Raw genomic sequence first — 15,660 nt, forward strand, 5'->3', positions numbered from 1 at the left:
ACCCGCCGCCAGCTACACCACGCCACGGGACGCGATCCGGTAGTAAGTGTCTGACGAGCGAAATATGGCTTTCTGCGGCGTCTAGTTTGCCTCAGCTGGGCGTTCCGAACCGGACTCACACGAATCTTCTGAACATCCGGATGGAATGCACAATTCCACCGATGAGGCGGCTTATAATGATGAAAACCAGCTCTATGCTCCGCTAACGTTTGGAAGACCGAGAGTCAGGAAACGCAGGTGGGAAACGGTGGTGCTTCCGCAGGGCCACTGCAGGAATGCACCTCAGCACCTCGAACGTGCGCATGTGTGCAATCCCGCAAGAACCATTCTCTTGGTTGCGGCGCGGCAACGGGACCGCAAGGACGAGTAGGCGAGGAAACAAGGGGCGATGCCAGGTTCGAGCTTTGTTAAGTTTTGCAACGTTCAGAAAACCTATGACGGCGAAACGCTGGTCGTAAAGAATCTCGACTTGGGCATTGGCAAGGGTGAGTTTTTGACGATGCTTGGGCCGTCCGGCTCAGGAAAGACGACCACACTCATGATGCTTGCCGGCTTCGAAGCGCCGACCCATGGCTCCATCCTGCTGGCGGGGCGCTCGATCGATAAGATGCCGCCGCACAAGCGGGACATCGGGATGGTATTCCAAAACTACGCGCTCTTTCCGCATATGACTGTTCAGGAGAACCTCGCCTTCCCACTCAAAGTTCGCAAGATTGGCAAGGCCGAGACCGAGGAGAGGATCAAGCGGGTGCTCGAAATGGTCCGGCTCGGCGCCTACGGAGGGCGTCGGCCCGGCCAGCTTTCCGGTGGACAGCAGCAGCGTGTCGCGCTCGCCCGCGCGCTGGTCTTTGATCCGAAGCTCGTGCTGATGGACGAGCCGCTAGGCGCGTTGGACAAGCAGTTGCGCGAGCACATGCAACTGGAGATCAAACACATTCACGAGACTCTTGGTATCACGGTCGTCTATGTGACGCATGATCAGATCGAGGCTCTCACCATGTCGGACCGTATAGCGGTCTTCAACGAAGGGGTCATCCAGCAGCTCGCAGCGCCCGGCGAGCTTTACGAGCGGGCCTCAAAATGCTTTTGTCGCCCGATTCGTCGGCGAGAACAACCGATTGCATGGCCAAGTCGTGGCGATGAATGGCGCCGAGTGTACGGTGGAGATTGCTGGCGTTGGCAACGTGCAGGCGCTCGCCGTCAATGTAGAGGCGATCGGTCGGCCGACGGTGCTGTCGTTGCGGCCAGAGCGCGTGAAGTTGAATCCGACACCAGGGTCGTTGCCCAATGTCTTCAGCGCAAAGGTTGCGGAGATCATTTATCTCGGCGACCACCTGCGGGCGCGGCTTTCGGTCTGTGGCAATGATGATTTTGTGGTCAAGTTGCGGAATTCCGAAGGCATGCTTCAGGTTGAAGCCGGTGCGCTGATTACTATCGGTTGGGATACCGAGGATTGTCGGGCGCTCGATGCGCCGTGAGGATGACCACGGCTAGGCCGCAACTCGACTCGGCTCGGTCTTCCGCAGAGCTGCCTCCAAGTGGCGGAGCGTAGAGAAAAAGTATCGAATGGCGACAGCACTGACGATCTCGTACACTTTGGCCATCATCGGTCTCACAGAGGGTATGCTCGCGCCGTTGAAGCCCGCCGTTGCCGGCGACCGGCTCACGGTAGCCGCTGCGGAGCGGGAGGCATATGGGACTGCGCTGCTGTTGGAGGCCAGCTTTTGAAGCGAGATGGTTCAATGAACTGCGCCAGCGCGTCACCGCCTGGCTCGAGTAAGACTAGAAAGCGGCCTGGAGTCTTCGAAGCTCCTGGTCGACTTTGACCATGGTCTTGAGAGTAGAAAAAGTTAGAGGGGAGCATATGACGACGATGGCGGTCCAACTCGCCGGCAGTCCCGACGGCATTCCGTTGCGCACGAAACTGCAGCGATTAGAGTACCGGCGCAAGCTGAAGGCTTTCACCCTCGTCCTGCCGCTTCTGCTGTTTATCCTGGTCACTTTCGTGCTTCCGATCGGACGGATGCTGATCAACGCTGTCCACGACAATACACTGTTGAACTTAATGCCGCAGACGATGACGGCTCTGAAAGAATGGGACAGCAAAGACCTGCCGGACGAGGCGGTGTATTCTGCGCTGGCAAACGACCTGAAACAGTCTTGGGCTCTCAAGAGTGCGGCCTCCATCGGCAAGCGAATGAATTACGAGCTGCCCGGCTCCCTCGGGGAGGTGGTATTGAGCGCGCGCAAGGCGAGCAGGCTTTCCGCCGGCCCCTACAAGGAGACGCTAATCGAAATTAGTCCACTCTGGGGACGTCATGACGTCTGGGACCTACTGAAGCGCGGAACCTCGGCCTACACGGCGTACTACCTGCTACGTTCAGTCGATTACCAGTATGGTCCCGACAGCCAGATTGTCGCCTCACCACCGGACAACGCGATCTTCCGCGGCGTTTTCTTGCGCACGCTCGGCATCAGCATCGCCGTGACCGCTGCGACCCTGCTGCTCGGCTTCCCTGTGGCCTATCTCTTGGCGACATTGCCGAGCAAGTCGAGCAATCTCCTGATGATCATGGTCGTCCTGCCATTTTGGACATCGTTGCTGGTGCGTACTACCGCTTGGGTTGTGCTCCTGCAGCAGCACGGAGTCGTCAACGAAACTTTGATAGCCCTGCATGTCATATCGCAGCCAGCGGAGCTTATTTACAACCGGATCGGGACCATCGTGGCAATGACCCACATTCAGCTGCCCTTCACGCTCTTACCCATCTACAGCGTTATGAAAACAATCTCACCGACCTATGTTCGAGCCGCTCGCTCGCTCGGTGCCGGACCCTTTTACGCCTTCTGGAAGATCTACTTCCCTCAGACCCTCCCAGGCATCGCTGCCGGCTGCCTCCTAACCTTCATTCTGTGTCTGGGCTACTACATAACGCCTGCGCTGGTGGGGGGACCGGCTGACCAAATGGTGAGCTCTTTCGTTGCCCACTATACGAACGAGGAACTCAATTGGGGCATGGCGTCGGCGCTTGGCGCCATTCTGCTCACCGCGACGCTGCTACTCTACTACTTTTTCAACAAGCTGGTTGGCGTCGACCGGATCAAGATGGGATGAGAGCGATGGCTGCGTCGGTCTATACCTCTCCGGTGGAGAGGGCCTGGTATTACTTGCACCGGCTGCTCTGCGGAGCGGTGCTGCTGTTTTTAATCGCGCCCATCTTGGTGGTCCTTCCGCTCTCATTCAATTCCGTACCCTTCTTCACCTATCCGTTGTCTGCGCTTTCACTGCGCTGGTATCAGGAGTTCTTCCTCACAGCTCGATGGCAGGGCGCGCTGCACAATTCTATCTTCGTCGCGTTATCGGTCACGCTGCTGTCAACTGTCCTAGGCACGCTAGCCGCGCTCGGGCTGAGCCGGCCGAACTTCCCCTGGAGAACGGCGGTAATGACTATCCTGATATCGCCTATCGTCGTTCCGGTGGTGATCACAGCAGTGGGCGTATATTTCTTCTATGCCGATGTTGGGCTGCTCAACAGCTTCAGCGGGCTGATATTGGCGCACACGACTTTGGTCAACTCCCTTTGTTGTCATCACCGTAACCGCTGCACTGACGGGCTTCGACCACACCCTCACACGTGCAGCCGCTGGTCTCGGTGCGCCGCCGGTCACCGCCTTCTTCAAGGTCACTCTGCCGCTCATACTTCCGGGTATGATCTCGGGCTCCTTATTCGCCTTTCTTACTTCCTTTGACGAGGTGGTGGTCGCTCTTTTCGTGGCTAGCGCCGATCAGCGCACTTTGCCGAAGGTCATGTTTTCTGGGATCCGTGAGGAGATCAGCCCGACGATCATTGCGGCCGCGACCGTACTGACACTGTTCTCGATCATCATGCTAACCACTGTCGAGCTGCTACGGCGGCGCTCGCAGCGGCTGCGAGGGATAAGATCTACCTAACGGATAGGATCGCTCATAAGCCTATCTAAGGCATCGAAGACCCGACCAGGTCAGCTACCGGGGGAAGCCTCAGTTATGCGTTCCACTCCGAGTGACCACAGGATGACGCCCAAAGGTGGGATGACAATTGCGCGTTGTGTTGGTCAATACAGTGACGCGGCTAACCCATCTCAACTCGGTGCTTCGGTTGAGCAGGACACGGCCGGCCATTGCTCTTCTGGAGAGCGTTTCATGACACCGGACCAGCGCCTGGACGTATTCCGCCTGAGAACTTTGAAAGCCTAGGGCCGGCACAATATCAACGCGCGAGAGCCGAGATCGATGAAGAGCAGCTCCGGCTTCCCACTCAGGGTTTGCAAGATAGGGCAAGCCGAAGCGAGGGCAGGATTAGGCGGGTGCCGGAATCGTCAGCCTCGGCGCCTGCACACGTCCACTGCTTTCAGGGGCGGTCACAGAGCTCATCTCCTTCGGTGGACCATGTGCCCAGCCGCAGTTCAATGGTGGCTATAGTGATTTCGTGCTCTCACTGCCGGATTTGGAATGTCTTGCCCAGGTCGAGTGCGGCGCAGAAGTCACGACCATTTGGAACGGAGGCTTGCCGGTACGCTCGACCCGCCAGGAGAACGCCAAAGTTTTGTCGAGCGAGCGACGCTGCGTCTTCGGAAACCCGCCTCCACCCTGGGGCATAGAAGGAGAATGGACGATGAGAAAGCCATCCATAACGGCGAGCGCTCTGGCCTTAACTGGTCTCGCGGTAAGCGTGCTGATGACCATAAACCCTGCTTTCGCGGGCGATCAGCTCACGATTGCCGCTGGAGGCGGAGCCCTCCAGGCCAGCCAGCGCAAGGCTCTATTTCAGCCCTTCTCGAAGGAGTCCGGGATCAAGATCACCGAAGACGAATACAATTATGAGGCCGACAAGATTCGAGCAATGGTCGAGACCAAAACGGTGAGCTGGGACGTTGTCGATATGTATCAATCGGGGGCCATAAGGCTATGCGATGAGGGGATCCTTGAAACTCTCGACTGGGAAAAACTGGGCCTCGACCGGTCCAAGTTCCTCGGAGACGGCAAGTATGATTGCGGCGTGCCGACTCAGGTCTCCGCGACAGTTGTCGCCTATGACAAGGACAAGCTGCCGAATGGCCCGAAGACCATCGCCGACTTGTTTGACCTGCAAAAATTCCCCGGTAAACGAGGACTGTATAAGGACCCGTACACCAATCTCGAATGGGCGCTGGTCGCCGATGGCGTGGCCAAAAAGGACGTCTACAATGTCCTCAGGACCTCTGAAGGTGTGGAGCGCGCGTTAAGGAAGCTCGACACGATCAAAAAGGACGTCATCTGGTGGACGAGCGGCGCCCAGCCGCCCCAGTTACTGGCCGACGGGCAGGTCGTCATGACTTCAGCATGGAACGGCCGCATCTATGATGCAGTTAAAAACTCAGGAAAGCACTTCCAGATTATGTGGGATGGCGAAATCGCCTCATTCAACCTTTGGTCGATCCCAAAGGGCGCACCGCGCCGAGACGAAGCCTATAGGTTCATTGCGTTCGCCGCTTCAGCGAAGTCTCAAGCTGAAATGACGCGATACATCGCGTATGGTACCGGCAACACGGACTCGACCAAGCTGGTCGATCCGACAATCCTGCCCGACCTCCCGACTGCGCCGGAGCATGCGGCCCAAGCAATTGATTTTGACGTTGTCTTCTGGATCGAAAAAGGTGATCAGTTGCGTCAGCGCTTCACCGCTTGGCTTACGAAATAATAATGAAACAGGAAGGGGAGGACATTTGTTCTCCCCTCGTGTCCGCGGGACAAAGACAGCCAACGCTGAATATCGATTATGGCGGTGGGTGTTGTCGATGTTTTACGCAATCATTCTGCCATTGAACTAGAGCGGCGCTCTGATCTAACAGTCTGCTGAAAAACCTTGAAATGGAGAATTTTCATTTTTCCGCCGGTCGTTTTTGGAGCGGCGCGGTAGAGTTGGATGTAATTTCTAGCTTGTTATTGAGTGTGCCCGGCGCGGGGTGGCTATGCGGCGAGCAGTTTTGGAATTCGGATCAGGTTATAGGCGATCAGATTAAGCAGGAAGTCGGCGGCGACGCGAGCGATGCCCCGATGTTTGGTCTTGCGCATGGTGCCATGCTGCTTGCCCCATCCGAAAATGCACTCGACCATCGCCCGGCGCGATTGCGACATGCCGTATCCCGGATGCCGCGTGGTTCGTTCGTCGATCGCGCTGTTACGGTTGTCGCCGGTTTTGGTGATGGCCTGGTTCTGTGTCACATGCGGCGTCACGCCGATGGCGCGAAGATTGGCGACATGATCGGCCGTATCGTACGCCTTGTCCTCACCAGCCGTGATGCGGCGACCTGCGGCTTTGCGTCTCGCCTTCAGCATGACCTCCAGCATGACCTCCGCAGCCCGGCGTTCGGCGGTGCCATTGGCATGCGTGACCCTGCCGGCCACCGCCAGCCCATGCCGGTTCTCCATGGTGGCGTGGCCCATATAGCAAAGCTTGGCCTCCCGTCCGGCCGCCGATAAAGCCTGCTGTCCGGGTCACTGGTGCTCGCATGGGTGTCGTTCTTGCGTTTCTGGCCATGGAAGTTGGCGCCGTCATCATCGTCGCCGCTGCCGTCCTTGGGACGAAAACTCTTCTGCGAAGCCCAGGCTTCGATCAGCGTTCCGTCCACCGAAAAATGCTCGTCCGACAATAGCGGCTTGACCTGAGAATGGTTCAGAAGCCTGGTCATGAACTTCGTGAACACATCGCCGTTCTGCAGCCGCTCCCGGTTCTTGGTAAAGGTGGTCGGGTCCCAGACCGGATCGTCCGGCGACAGTCCCACGAACCAGCGATACAAAAGATTGTAGTCCAGTTGGTCCATCAGCTGGCGTTCCGAGCGGATGCCGTAGAACACCTGCAGCAGCAAGGCGCTCAGCAATTGCTCCGGAGGGATCGAAGGACGTCCCTCGCTGGCGTATAGCTTTCCAAGGCTGCGGTTCAAATCACTCAAAACATCCCGGACAAGTTCCCGGACCTTCCGCAGCGGATGGTTCGCTGGCACACGTTTATCCGGCGCGATGTACGAAAACAGGCCGCCCTGATCCGTAAACCTGCCGCGCATGATCGTCTCCGCCGATTCGAGATGATAAAGTGAATCATCAAGTCCCCTCCCTGGCGAGGGGATTTTTCAGCAGACTGCTAAGCGGGCTGCCGCAAGTTGACGACTATCGTCGCTCGACTCTTCCGAATTTGTTGTCCGTTAAGAAGGTCACTTGAGTGGGGCTGCACAGGCGAGCAGGCGCCACCAGGAGAGTTTCTGCCAGGCGAAGACGCGGCGGAAGTTGTGCCCCGCGGCTGAGAGGATCACGTTAGCGGCGTCTCCGACAGGGCCTTTGGTAGCAGCGGCCAAGGTGACCTTCGGATTTCATGTGCCCGATGATGGGCTCAATGGCGGAGCATCGGCTCAGCGCGCGCTTGATGACGCTGAGGACGCCGCGCTTCTGGCCGGAGATGAAGACGCGACGGGAGTTTTCTGCGTCTTGGCCGCGGTATCCCTTCTCGACATAGGCCCCCTCGATCGTCGTACGGATTGGGGCAACGACTCGGCGTGCAGCACAAACAGGCGGCCCGGAGCCCGGCGGTTGTGGGCAACTATGGAGGCCTTCACGCCAAACTGGTAACTGGCTGAGCTTCCACGCTGGCGCTGCGGCTGTGAGCGGATCTGGCTGGCGCGACCAAGCGGGAAGGCGAACGCCTCCTCCAGGTTCGGCTGGCGCTCGATCTTGCGGCAAATGTCGCGGATGACCGGATGATCCTGCCGAGCTGGCTGCGCAGGATACGCAATTGCCGCTGATGCCGCTTGAACTGCTCGGCATGGGCGTTGCGTGAAGCTATCATTGCCGCTGTCTTGGCACTGCGACGATAGGACTGTCGCAGCTTGACCCCTTGCTTCCTCGCCAGGCGGTTGAGTCCGTTGATCGCCGCACGCAAGAGCGTGGCATCCGATCATGAAGCGGGTCTCGATTCCCGGCCGGGTCGTTCTCGCTGTCGATCCAACCCCAATCGATCGTGCAGACACGCAGCACAAGCTCGTTTCATGTTGATGATCTGGTCCAGCCGTGCCCGGAACAGGTCATCGTCCCCTCCCATGCGCCACAGAATCATGGCCCCCAGCGAGATGGGCCACAAAGCTAGTCTGTAGGGTTTGGCGGCCTCAAGCTCCAAATCCCTGCAATCTCAGACGGCCCGTAATCCGAGCAACAGACTCCCGCTCAATCGCCAGCCTTGTTCACGCACGACGAATTAGCTTGAAGAGACGAGTAGAGCGGACACCTCCACTCGCGATTTGTTCATCGACCGCTACTTCGCGAGCCAAGCAGAGAAGCGCTGCCGCAGCTCATCACCTCTCTCAACCCGAAAAATCGGATCTGGCATAATGGCCTTGGCCAAATTGTCCGGCGCAGTCGGAAGGTAGGGCATGATTGCTGGGTCCACCAGAGCCATCGCGTCCGTGTTGCTGGGCGCGTAAGCAATATAGCGCGTCTGGTCGGCCTGCGCACGGGCCGAGGCAGCGAAGGCAATAAATTTATATGCCTCCTCGCGTCGTGGAGTGCCCTTGGGAATCACCCAGGCATTCGCTGAAGTCGTAGCAGCATCCCACATCATCTCAAAATGCTTACCGGAGTTCTTAATGGCATCGTATATGCGGCCACTCCAGGCCGCGGTCATAACGACCTGTCCGTCGGCCAGTAGCTGCGGCGGTTGAGAGCCGGAAGTCCACCAGATGACGTCCTGCTTGATCGTGTCAAGCTTCCTGAAGGCACGGTCAACCCCCTCTGGCGTACGAAGGACTTTGTAGACTTCCTTAACAGGCACACCATCTGCCACCAGCGCCCATTCGAGAAGTCCATCTGGACTCTTATATAATCCCCGTTTGCCCGGGAACCTCTTGGTGTCGAAAAGGTCAGCGATGGTCTTAGGACCATTCGGCAGCTTATCCCTGTCATAGGCAACCACTGTTGCCGAGATATGGGATGGCACGCCGCAGTCAAACTTGTCGGCTCCGAGGAACTTGGACCGGTCAAGGCCCAACTTCGTCCAATCAATCTCTTCAATGTCCCCCTGATTGCACAATTCGATGGACCACAACGCGAATTCGTCGATTACGTCCCAGCTCACACTTTTGGATTCTACCATTGCGCGAATTTTTGCGATTTCACCGCTATACTCATCTTCCGTGATCTTGACGCCGGTAGCTTTGGTGTAGGGCTCGAAGAACGCTTGGCGCTGGCTCGTTTGTAGGGAGCCCCCCCAGGAAACGATCGTGAGTTGATCATCTGCCAAAGCAGGCTTTTGCACAAAGAATGTCATTGCTGCCAAGGTGGCGATCACTAAGAATCGGATCATGGTTCGACGTCTCCTCAATCGTCCGCCTAACTGCGGCACTAAATTGGCCAGCAGCCCGCCGTTGCTCGCGCAGCAGCTTGGGTGCCATTTTACGCGCGCCAAGCGTACGTCGCTCTTGTGGTTCGGACTGTTTGCGAACAACAGAACGCCCCTGCCTTAAGCACGACGCTAACATCCGCCAGAGCTGGAATTCTTCAATGTGGCCCGGCCTCTTCGTCAGAATCATGCAACAAACGGCCGGAATGCGGTGTTGAACCGCCCCGGGTTTGCCGGGAGGCTCCAAGTCCTGAGAGGATGGAGCCATGACGAACAAGACGACGAACAAGTTTTCACCCGAGGTCCGGACCCGAGCGGTTCGGATGGTTCTGGATCACGCCGGCGAGCACCCCTCGCGCTGGGCGGCGGTGACATCGATTGCGGCCAAGATCGGCTGTACGCCGCAGACGCTGCATGACTTGGTCAAGAAGGCCGAGGTCGATCGCGGGCAGCGGACCGGCATTGAGATCAGCCGTGAAGGTGCCAACACTGCGTACTGGCTCAAGTGCGTGATCAGTTCCTACGGCAGCCATGTGCATAGTCGCACCAACATCGATGGCAGCCGCGTTCGCGTGCACCATGGGCATGGTACGTCGACCTTGGACTTCGACTCCTTGCGGTTCATCTCCAATCCTCCTGCTGGCAGAGAAGGGCTGAGCTGCGCAATTGATCAGATTCCTAAACGGGATCGCCTTTGCGGCGTCACCACTCTCAAGTCCGCAACGGCTCATGGACCAGGTTTTTTGACGAGGTTAAATGCCACCAAAATCGTATCGGCCGCTCCCTTCCGAACGCAGTCTATCGCCAATCCGTTTCTATCCCACAGGGGACGTGCAGCGCCGAGATCAGTTTTTTAGAAGGAGCGCTCACCAAGGCGGGATTGCTGAGCGCAAAGCGATGATCGACCGTGGACACGATCTGTCGATCACCAGGCAGGCGGAAGTTTTGAAGATCAGCCGCGGCAGCGTTTATTATCTGCCGCGTCCGGTGTCGTCTGCCGACCTCGCGATCATGCAGCGGCTCGACCGGTTGCATCTGGAGTTTCCTTTCGCCGGTTCGCGCATGTTGCGAGGCCTGCTGGCTGCCGAGGGGAGCAAGATCGGCCGCCGGCATGTGAAGACGCTGATGCGGCGGATGGGGATAGAGGCGCTCTATCGCCGTCCGCGCACCACCAAGCCCGAACCGGGCCACCAGATCTATCCGTATCTGCTGCGCGGTCTGGCGATCGAGCGGGCCAATCAGGTGTGGGCGATGGATATCACCTACATCCCGATGGCACGTGGCTTCGTCTATCTCGCCGTGGTGCTCGACTGGGCGACCCGCCGGGTTCTGTCATGGCGCATATCGATCACCATGGAGGCGGCGTTCTGCGTCGAGACGCTGGAGGACGCGATGGTCCGTCACGGCAAGCCGGAGATCTTCAACACCGACCAGGGCAGCCTGTTCACCGGGGCGGCCTTCACCGGCGTCCTCGCCAGCCACGGCATCGCGATCAGCATGGACGGCAAGGGCGCCTGGCGGGACAACGTCTTCGTCGAGCGGCTATGGCGCAGCGTTAAATACGAGGAGGTCTATCTGCGAGCCTACGAAACCGTCGGCGAGGCGCGACATTCGATCGGCCGGTATCTCGACTTCTACAACGCGCGAAGGCCCCATTCGAGCCTTGACGACATGACCCCGGATCAAGCCTACTTCAACCTTCCGCCGCTCCGCGTGGCGGCCTAATCTCGGCAGAGGCTCCACTTATCGACGCGGAAAGTCTGTTCAGACAAGCGGGACCAGCTCTAGCAGTCTGCTGAAAAACCCCCTCGCCAGGGAGGGGACTTGATGATTCACTTTATCATCTCGAATCGGCGGAGACGATCATGCGCGGCAGGTTTACGGATCAGGGCGGCCTGTTTTCGTACATCGCGCCGGATAAACGTGTGCCAGCGAACCATCCGCTGCGGAAGGTCCGGGAACTTGTCCGGGATGTTTTGAGTGATTTGAACCGCAGCCTTGGAAAGCTATACGCCAGCGAGGGACGTCCTTCGATCCCTCCGGAGCAATTGCTGAGCGCCTTGCTGCTGCAGGTGTTCTACGGCATCCGCTCGGAACGCCAGCTGATGGAGCAACTGGACTACAATCTTTTGTATCGCTGGTTCGTGGGACTGTCGCCGGACGATCCGGTCTGGGACCCGACCACCTTTACCAAGAACCGGGAGCGGCTGCAGAACGGCGATGTGTTCACGAAGTTCATGACCAGGCTTCTGAACCATTCTCAGGTCAAGCCGCTATTGTCGGACGAGCATTTTTCGGTGGACGGAACGCTGATCGAAGCCTGGGCTTCGCAGAAGAGTTTTCGCCCCAAGGACGGCAGCGGCGACGATGATGACGGCGCCAACTTCCATGGCCAGAAACGCAAGAACGACACCCATGCGAGCACCAGTGACCCGGACAGCAGGCTTTATCGCAAGGCGGCCGGACGGGAGGCCAAGCTTTGCTATATGGGCCACGCCACCATGGAGAACCGGCATGGGCTGGCGGTGGCCGGCAGGGTCACGCATGCCAATGGCACCGCCGAACGCCGGGCTGCGGAGGTCATGCTGAAGGCGAGACGCAAAGCCGCAGGTCGCCGCATCACGGCTGGTGAGGACAAGGCGTACGATACGGCCGATCATGTCGCCAATCTTCGCGCCATCGGCGTGACGCCGCATGTGACACAGAACCAGGCCATCACCAAAACCGGCAACAACCGTAACAGCGCGATCGACGAACGAACCACGCGGCATCCGGGATACGGCATGTCGCAATCGCGCCGGGCGATGGTCGAGTGCATTTTCGGATGGGGCAAGCAGCATGGCACCATGCGCAAGACCAAACATCGGGGCATCGCTCGCGTCGCCGCCGACTTCCTGCTTAATCTGATCGCCTATAACCTGATCCGAATTCCAAAACTGCTCGCCGCATAGCCACCCCGCGCCGGGGCACACTCAATACCAAGCTCGAAATTACATCCAACTCTACCGCGCCGCTCCAAAAACGACCGGCGGAAAAATGAAAATCCTCCATTCCAAGGTTTTTCAGCAGACTGCTAGGATGCTGCTCTGAAGATCGCGGTTCGACGCGTCTTTGACGAGAACTTCTCCGTCTACGGCGTGCGCAAGGTCGTACGCATACGACGAAGGCCGCCTGATTGACGCATGCGCGCGGGCACAGCGAGCTCTATGATCGGTTAGGTGAAGGTCAGGCGGCCTGCTGACCGGCGGACTTGTCGGTTTGGCCCAGGAGCTTCCATTCCCAGGGCAGCAGTTCGTGCAGGCGCGACGCGCGAAGATCGGCGATACGGGCGAGGATGTCGGCGAGCCAGGCCTTGGGATCGACGTCGTTGAGACGACAGGTCGTGATCATTGTCAGCATGATGGCGGCACGGTCGGCACCATGCTGGCTGCCGGCGAAGGTCCAGTTGCGCCTTCCCAAGGCGATGCCTCTCAATGCGCGCTCAGCACAATTGTTGGTCAGGCAGATCCTGCCATCGTCGAGGAAGCGGCCGAAGTCGTCCCAGCGCCTGAGCATGTAGTTCATGGGCTTCAGGACCTCGGAGGAGCGCGAGAGGGTTTCTCGCTCTCGGAGCAGCCAGGCGTGCATGTCGTCGAGCAGCGGCTTGCTTTTCTCCTGGCGCACGGCTCGCCGCTCGTCGGTGCTGCGGCCGTTGATGGCGCGTTCGATCTCGAACAACGCGTCAAGGTGTCTGACCGCCTCCAGCGCGATCGGAGAGACTGGTTTGCCCTTGCGGCCTTCCCGGGCGGTTTTCTCGATGTCAGCCAACTCGAAGAAGCCCCGCCGCGCATGGGCGAAGCAGAATGCCGGCGTGATCGGTAGCACCTTCCTCTTCGGGTCGAACAGGGGTTCGAAGCCGCTGTAGCAGTCCGCCTGCAGGATACCGGTGAAGGTGGCCAGATGCTTCTGTGGATGCGCGCCGCGACGGTCGCCCGAAGCGTAGTAAACCGCCGCCGGCGGCGCAGGCCCGGCGAACGGCTGGTCATCCCGCACATAAGTCCAGATCCGCCCAGTCGTGCACTTGCCCTTCGCCAGGATGCGGATGGTGGTGTCATCGCCATGAAGGCGCTCGGCCGCGAGCACATGGCGTTCGATCAAGTGGAAGAGGGGCATGACGGCGAAGGTCCCGTGCCCGACCTGGTCGGCCAGCGTCGACAACGGCAGGTCGATCCCCTCGGCCTTGAAGCGCGCACTCTGGCGGTTGAGCGGGATATGCATGCCGAACTTGTCGAACAGGATCGTCGCCAGCAATTGTGGGCCGATGAACCCGCGCGGTGTGGCATGGAACGGCGCGGGCGGCTGGCTGATCTTCTCGCAATCGCGGCAGGTGAACTTCTCGCGTACCGTCTCGATCAGCTTGAAGCGGCGCGGGATCTCCTCCAGCGTCTTGGTCACATCCTCACCGATCTTCGCCAGCCGCGATCCACCGCAGCAGGCACAGGTCGTTGGAGCCTCAATGACGACGCGCTCGCGTTCGATGTCATCCGGCCATGGCTTGCGCATCGGTCTCTTGCGCATGAAGGGGCGGACGTTCTGCGTCTTCGCCGCTGTGGCCTGCGCGGCAAGCTCATCCTCGCTCGCTGTGGTGACGAGTTCTTCGAGCTCCAACTCCAGCTGTTCGAGCAGCCGTGCCGAGCGCTCGGAGCGCTGCCCGTACAGTTCGCGTTTGAGCTTCTCGATCCGCAGCTCGAGATGCGCGATCAGTGCCTCGTTGTCCGACAGCTCCGCCTGCGCACTGGCAGCCACCGCCTCGGCTCGCAGCCGCGCCTCACGCTCGCCCTGCAGCGCCGCCAGGGCACTCGCAAGGTCCGATGGAAGATCGTCCGGCTTCGGTATCATGAAGCCATTGAATCAGATCAAGCAGCAGATTCAAACCGTAAAAGCGGCTATCCGACCCGCGTCGGCCGATGGGTTTCTTGAGGGTTGCGCCAATCGATCCCGGACAGCAGATAGCTCAACTGCGCCGGCGAGATCGTTACCGATTCACCGGCAACCGATGGCCAGATGAACTTTCCTCTCTCGAGTCTTTTTGTGAACAAGCAGGCTCCCTGGCCATCGTGCCAGATCGCCTTCACAAGATCGCTGCGGCGACCGCGGAAGACGAACAGATGACCGCTGAGCGGGTCTTTGTGCAGCACCTCCTGCACTTGGAGCGCCAGCGACGGAAAGCCTCTGCGCATATCCGTGTAGCCTGTCGCGAGCCACACTCGCACATTCCCCGGTATAGCAATCATCGGCGTCCAAGCACATCGAGGACCCGCGCCAGCGCGTCCGGATCGACGTGCGCATCCACCCGGATGCACCGTCGGTTGCCAAGATCGATCTCTATCAATCCAGTACGCGCGGCTGCCGCGGAGCGAACTCGGCCATCAACCGTAGGCAAAAGCTTCGGAGCTTCCTCAGCCGAGGCCGCTACGGCGGCGATCTGCACCGGCGTAAAAGATGGTATAACTTGTTCCGATGTTCGTGCTTGTCGACGCCAGGTAAACACCAGGCTGGCCGCTACTCCGTTGCGACGCGCAACCTCAGTCACCTTCGCGCCCGGCGCCAACGTCTCCTCGACAATCCGTGCCTTGTCGTCCTGCGACCAGCGCCGCCGCCGCTCCAGCCCGCCCAAAACCTCGACCCGCATCGCCTGATGACCTTAAAGCTCGACTTAAGGTCACACGCTTCGCGAATTACCATCCGTCACGCAAGACGGCCCCCGTCGGATGCGTACGCAAGGTCTGGCGCCAACTCAAGCGCGAAGGCTTCGATGTCGCCCGTTGCACAGTGTCGCGGCTGATGCGGGACATGGGCCTACAAGGGGTCATCCGCGGCAAGCCCGTCAAAACCACGATCAGCGACAAGGCTGCGCCATGCCCGCTGGATCGCGTCAACCGCCAGTTCCGAAGGCTCCTCGAGCCCACCGGCAACATCCCGCCTGCCGAAGCCGAGCAACGCTACTACGCCATGCTGGAACAACCCGCCATGGCGGCATAACTTAAACCAAATGGCCTCCGGCAAACCCGGAGCGGTTCAATGTTGATGCCGAGTTATCGTTCGGTAGGGCCCCGCTAGATAACGTTGACGGTCGAACGTTTCGGAAGCAGTTGCTGGTATGGCGCTTCCTACGAGGGGAGACCCTATTCCTCCAGAACCCTGCTCATGTCGCTGCCGCGATCTCTCCGGCTTTTGGCCAGCGCTCAAGCTGGTTAATTAAATTCGTAAAGCCCTG

Annotated in this window: 8 protein-coding genes and 8 pseudogenes; 9 read left to right on the forward strand and 7 right to left on the reverse strand. The window is 59.2% G+C overall.

What is annotated here, in order from left to right; genetic code table 11:
* Positions 1–388 precede the first annotated feature (388 nt).
* The 5 genes and pseudogenes from ACVWW3_RS00545 to ACVWW3_RS00565 all read left to right on the forward strand — a co-directional run bounded on the left by ACVWW3_RS00545 (position 389) and on the right by ACVWW3_RS00565 (position 5,720).
* A pseudogene (locus ACVWW3_RS00545) lies at positions 389–1,478 on the forward strand (ABC transporter ATP-binding protein).
* Between the two features lie 88 nt (positions 1,479–1,566).
* Positions 1,567–1,728, forward strand: a complete 162-nt coding sequence (locus ACVWW3_RS00550) for a hypothetical protein (RefSeq protein WP_456647428.1) — start codon at positions 1,567–1,569, stop codon at positions 1,726–1,728.
* A gap of 136 nt (positions 1,729–1,864) precedes the next feature.
* Positions 1,865–3,115 (forward strand): ABC transporter permease, encoded by a 1,251-nt coding sequence (locus tag ACVWW3_RS00555; protein WP_456647429.1) that lies wholly within the window; start codon positions 1,865–1,867, stop codon positions 3,113–3,115.
* Positions 3,116–3,120: 5 nt separating this feature from the next.
* Positions 3,121–3,952 (forward strand): annotated as a pseudogene (locus tag ACVWW3_RS00560) (ABC transporter permease).
* Between the two features lie 703 nt (positions 3,953–4,655).
* Entirely contained in the window at positions 4,656–5,720 is a 1,065-nt protein-coding gene (locus tag ACVWW3_RS00565) for an ABC transporter substrate-binding protein (RefSeq protein WP_456647431.1), read from the forward strand.
* 269 nt (positions 5,721–5,989) lie between these two features.
* On the opposite strand, the pseudogene ACVWW3_RS00570 reads toward ACVWW3_RS00565, so the two are convergent.
* From ACVWW3_RS00570 to ACVWW3_RS00580, 3 genes and pseudogenes are all read right to left on the reverse strand, one after another.
* Positions 5,990–7,083: pseudogene (locus ACVWW3_RS00570) on the reverse strand (IS5 family transposase).
* Between the two features lie 147 nt (positions 7,084–7,230).
* Positions 7,231–7,967, reverse strand: a pseudogene (locus tag ACVWW3_RS00575) (IS5/IS1182 family transposase); the annotation flags it as partial.
* A gap of 354 nt (positions 7,968–8,321) precedes the next feature.
* Entirely contained in the window at positions 8,322–9,368 is a 1,047-nt protein-coding gene (locus tag ACVWW3_RS00580) for an ABC transporter substrate-binding protein (RefSeq protein ID WP_456647432.1), read from the reverse strand.
* A gap of 302 nt (positions 9,369–9,670) precedes the next feature.
* Between ACVWW3_RS00580 and ACVWW3_RS00585 the strand changes: the two are divergent.
* Positions 9,671–9,868: pseudogene (locus tag ACVWW3_RS00585) on the forward strand (IS3 family transposase); the annotation flags it as partial.
* Here ACVWW3_RS00585 and ACVWW3_RS00590 read toward each other — a convergent pair.
* Positions 9,866–10,029, reverse strand: a pseudogene (locus ACVWW3_RS00590) (IS110 family transposase); the annotation flags it as partial. The pseudogenes ACVWW3_RS00585 and ACVWW3_RS00590 sit on opposite strands and share 3 nt — an antisense overlap.
* A 224-nt stretch (positions 10,030–10,253) precedes the next feature.
* On the opposite strand from ACVWW3_RS00590, the pseudogene ACVWW3_RS00595 reads away from it, so the two are divergent.
* Positions 10,254–11,129: pseudogene (locus ACVWW3_RS00595) on the forward strand (IS3 family transposase); the annotation flags it as partial.
* A 140-nt stretch (positions 11,130–11,269) separates the two neighbouring features.
* Entirely contained in the window at positions 11,270–12,355 is a 1,086-nt protein-coding gene (locus ACVWW3_RS00600; protein WP_456647433.1) for an IS5 family transposase, read from the forward strand.
* 274 nt (positions 12,356–12,629) lie between these two features.
* Here ACVWW3_RS00600 and tnpC read toward each other — a convergent pair whose 3' ends face one another.
* The 3 genes from tnpC to tnpA are packed head-to-tail and all read right to left on the reverse strand — an operon-like array spanning position 12,630 to position 15,075.
* On the reverse strand, positions 12,630–14,282 hold the full coding sequence (gene tnpC, locus ACVWW3_RS00605; RefSeq protein ID WP_456647434.1) for an IS66 family transposase: 1,653 nt from the start codon (positions 14,280–14,282) through the stop codon (positions 12,630–12,632).
* A gap of 47 nt (positions 14,283–14,329) precedes the next feature.
* The gene (gene tnpB, locus ACVWW3_RS00610) at positions 14,330–14,650 is read right to left on the reverse strand and encodes an IS66 family insertion sequence element accessory protein TnpB (protein WP_430642467.1); all 321 of its coding nucleotides are present in this window, start codon (positions 14,648–14,650) and stop codon (positions 14,330–14,332) included.
* A 23-nt stretch (positions 14,651–14,673) separates the two neighbouring features.
* Positions 14,674–15,075 carry an IS66-like element accessory protein TnpA gene (gene tnpA / locus ACVWW3_RS00615; protein WP_247442931.1) on the reverse strand — a complete coding sequence of 134 codons (402 nt, stop codon included), beginning with the start codon at positions 15,073–15,075 and terminating at the stop codon, positions 14,674–14,676.
* An 86-nt stretch (positions 15,076–15,161) separates the two neighbouring features.
* On the opposite strand from tnpA, the pseudogene ACVWW3_RS00620 reads away from it, so the two are divergent.
* Positions 15,162–15,335, forward strand: a pseudogene (locus tag ACVWW3_RS00620) (IS3 family transposase); the annotation flags it as partial.
* Positions 15,336–15,660: the final 325 nt, after the last annotated feature.

The organism is Bradyrhizobium sp. LM2.9 (assembly GCF_054056555.1).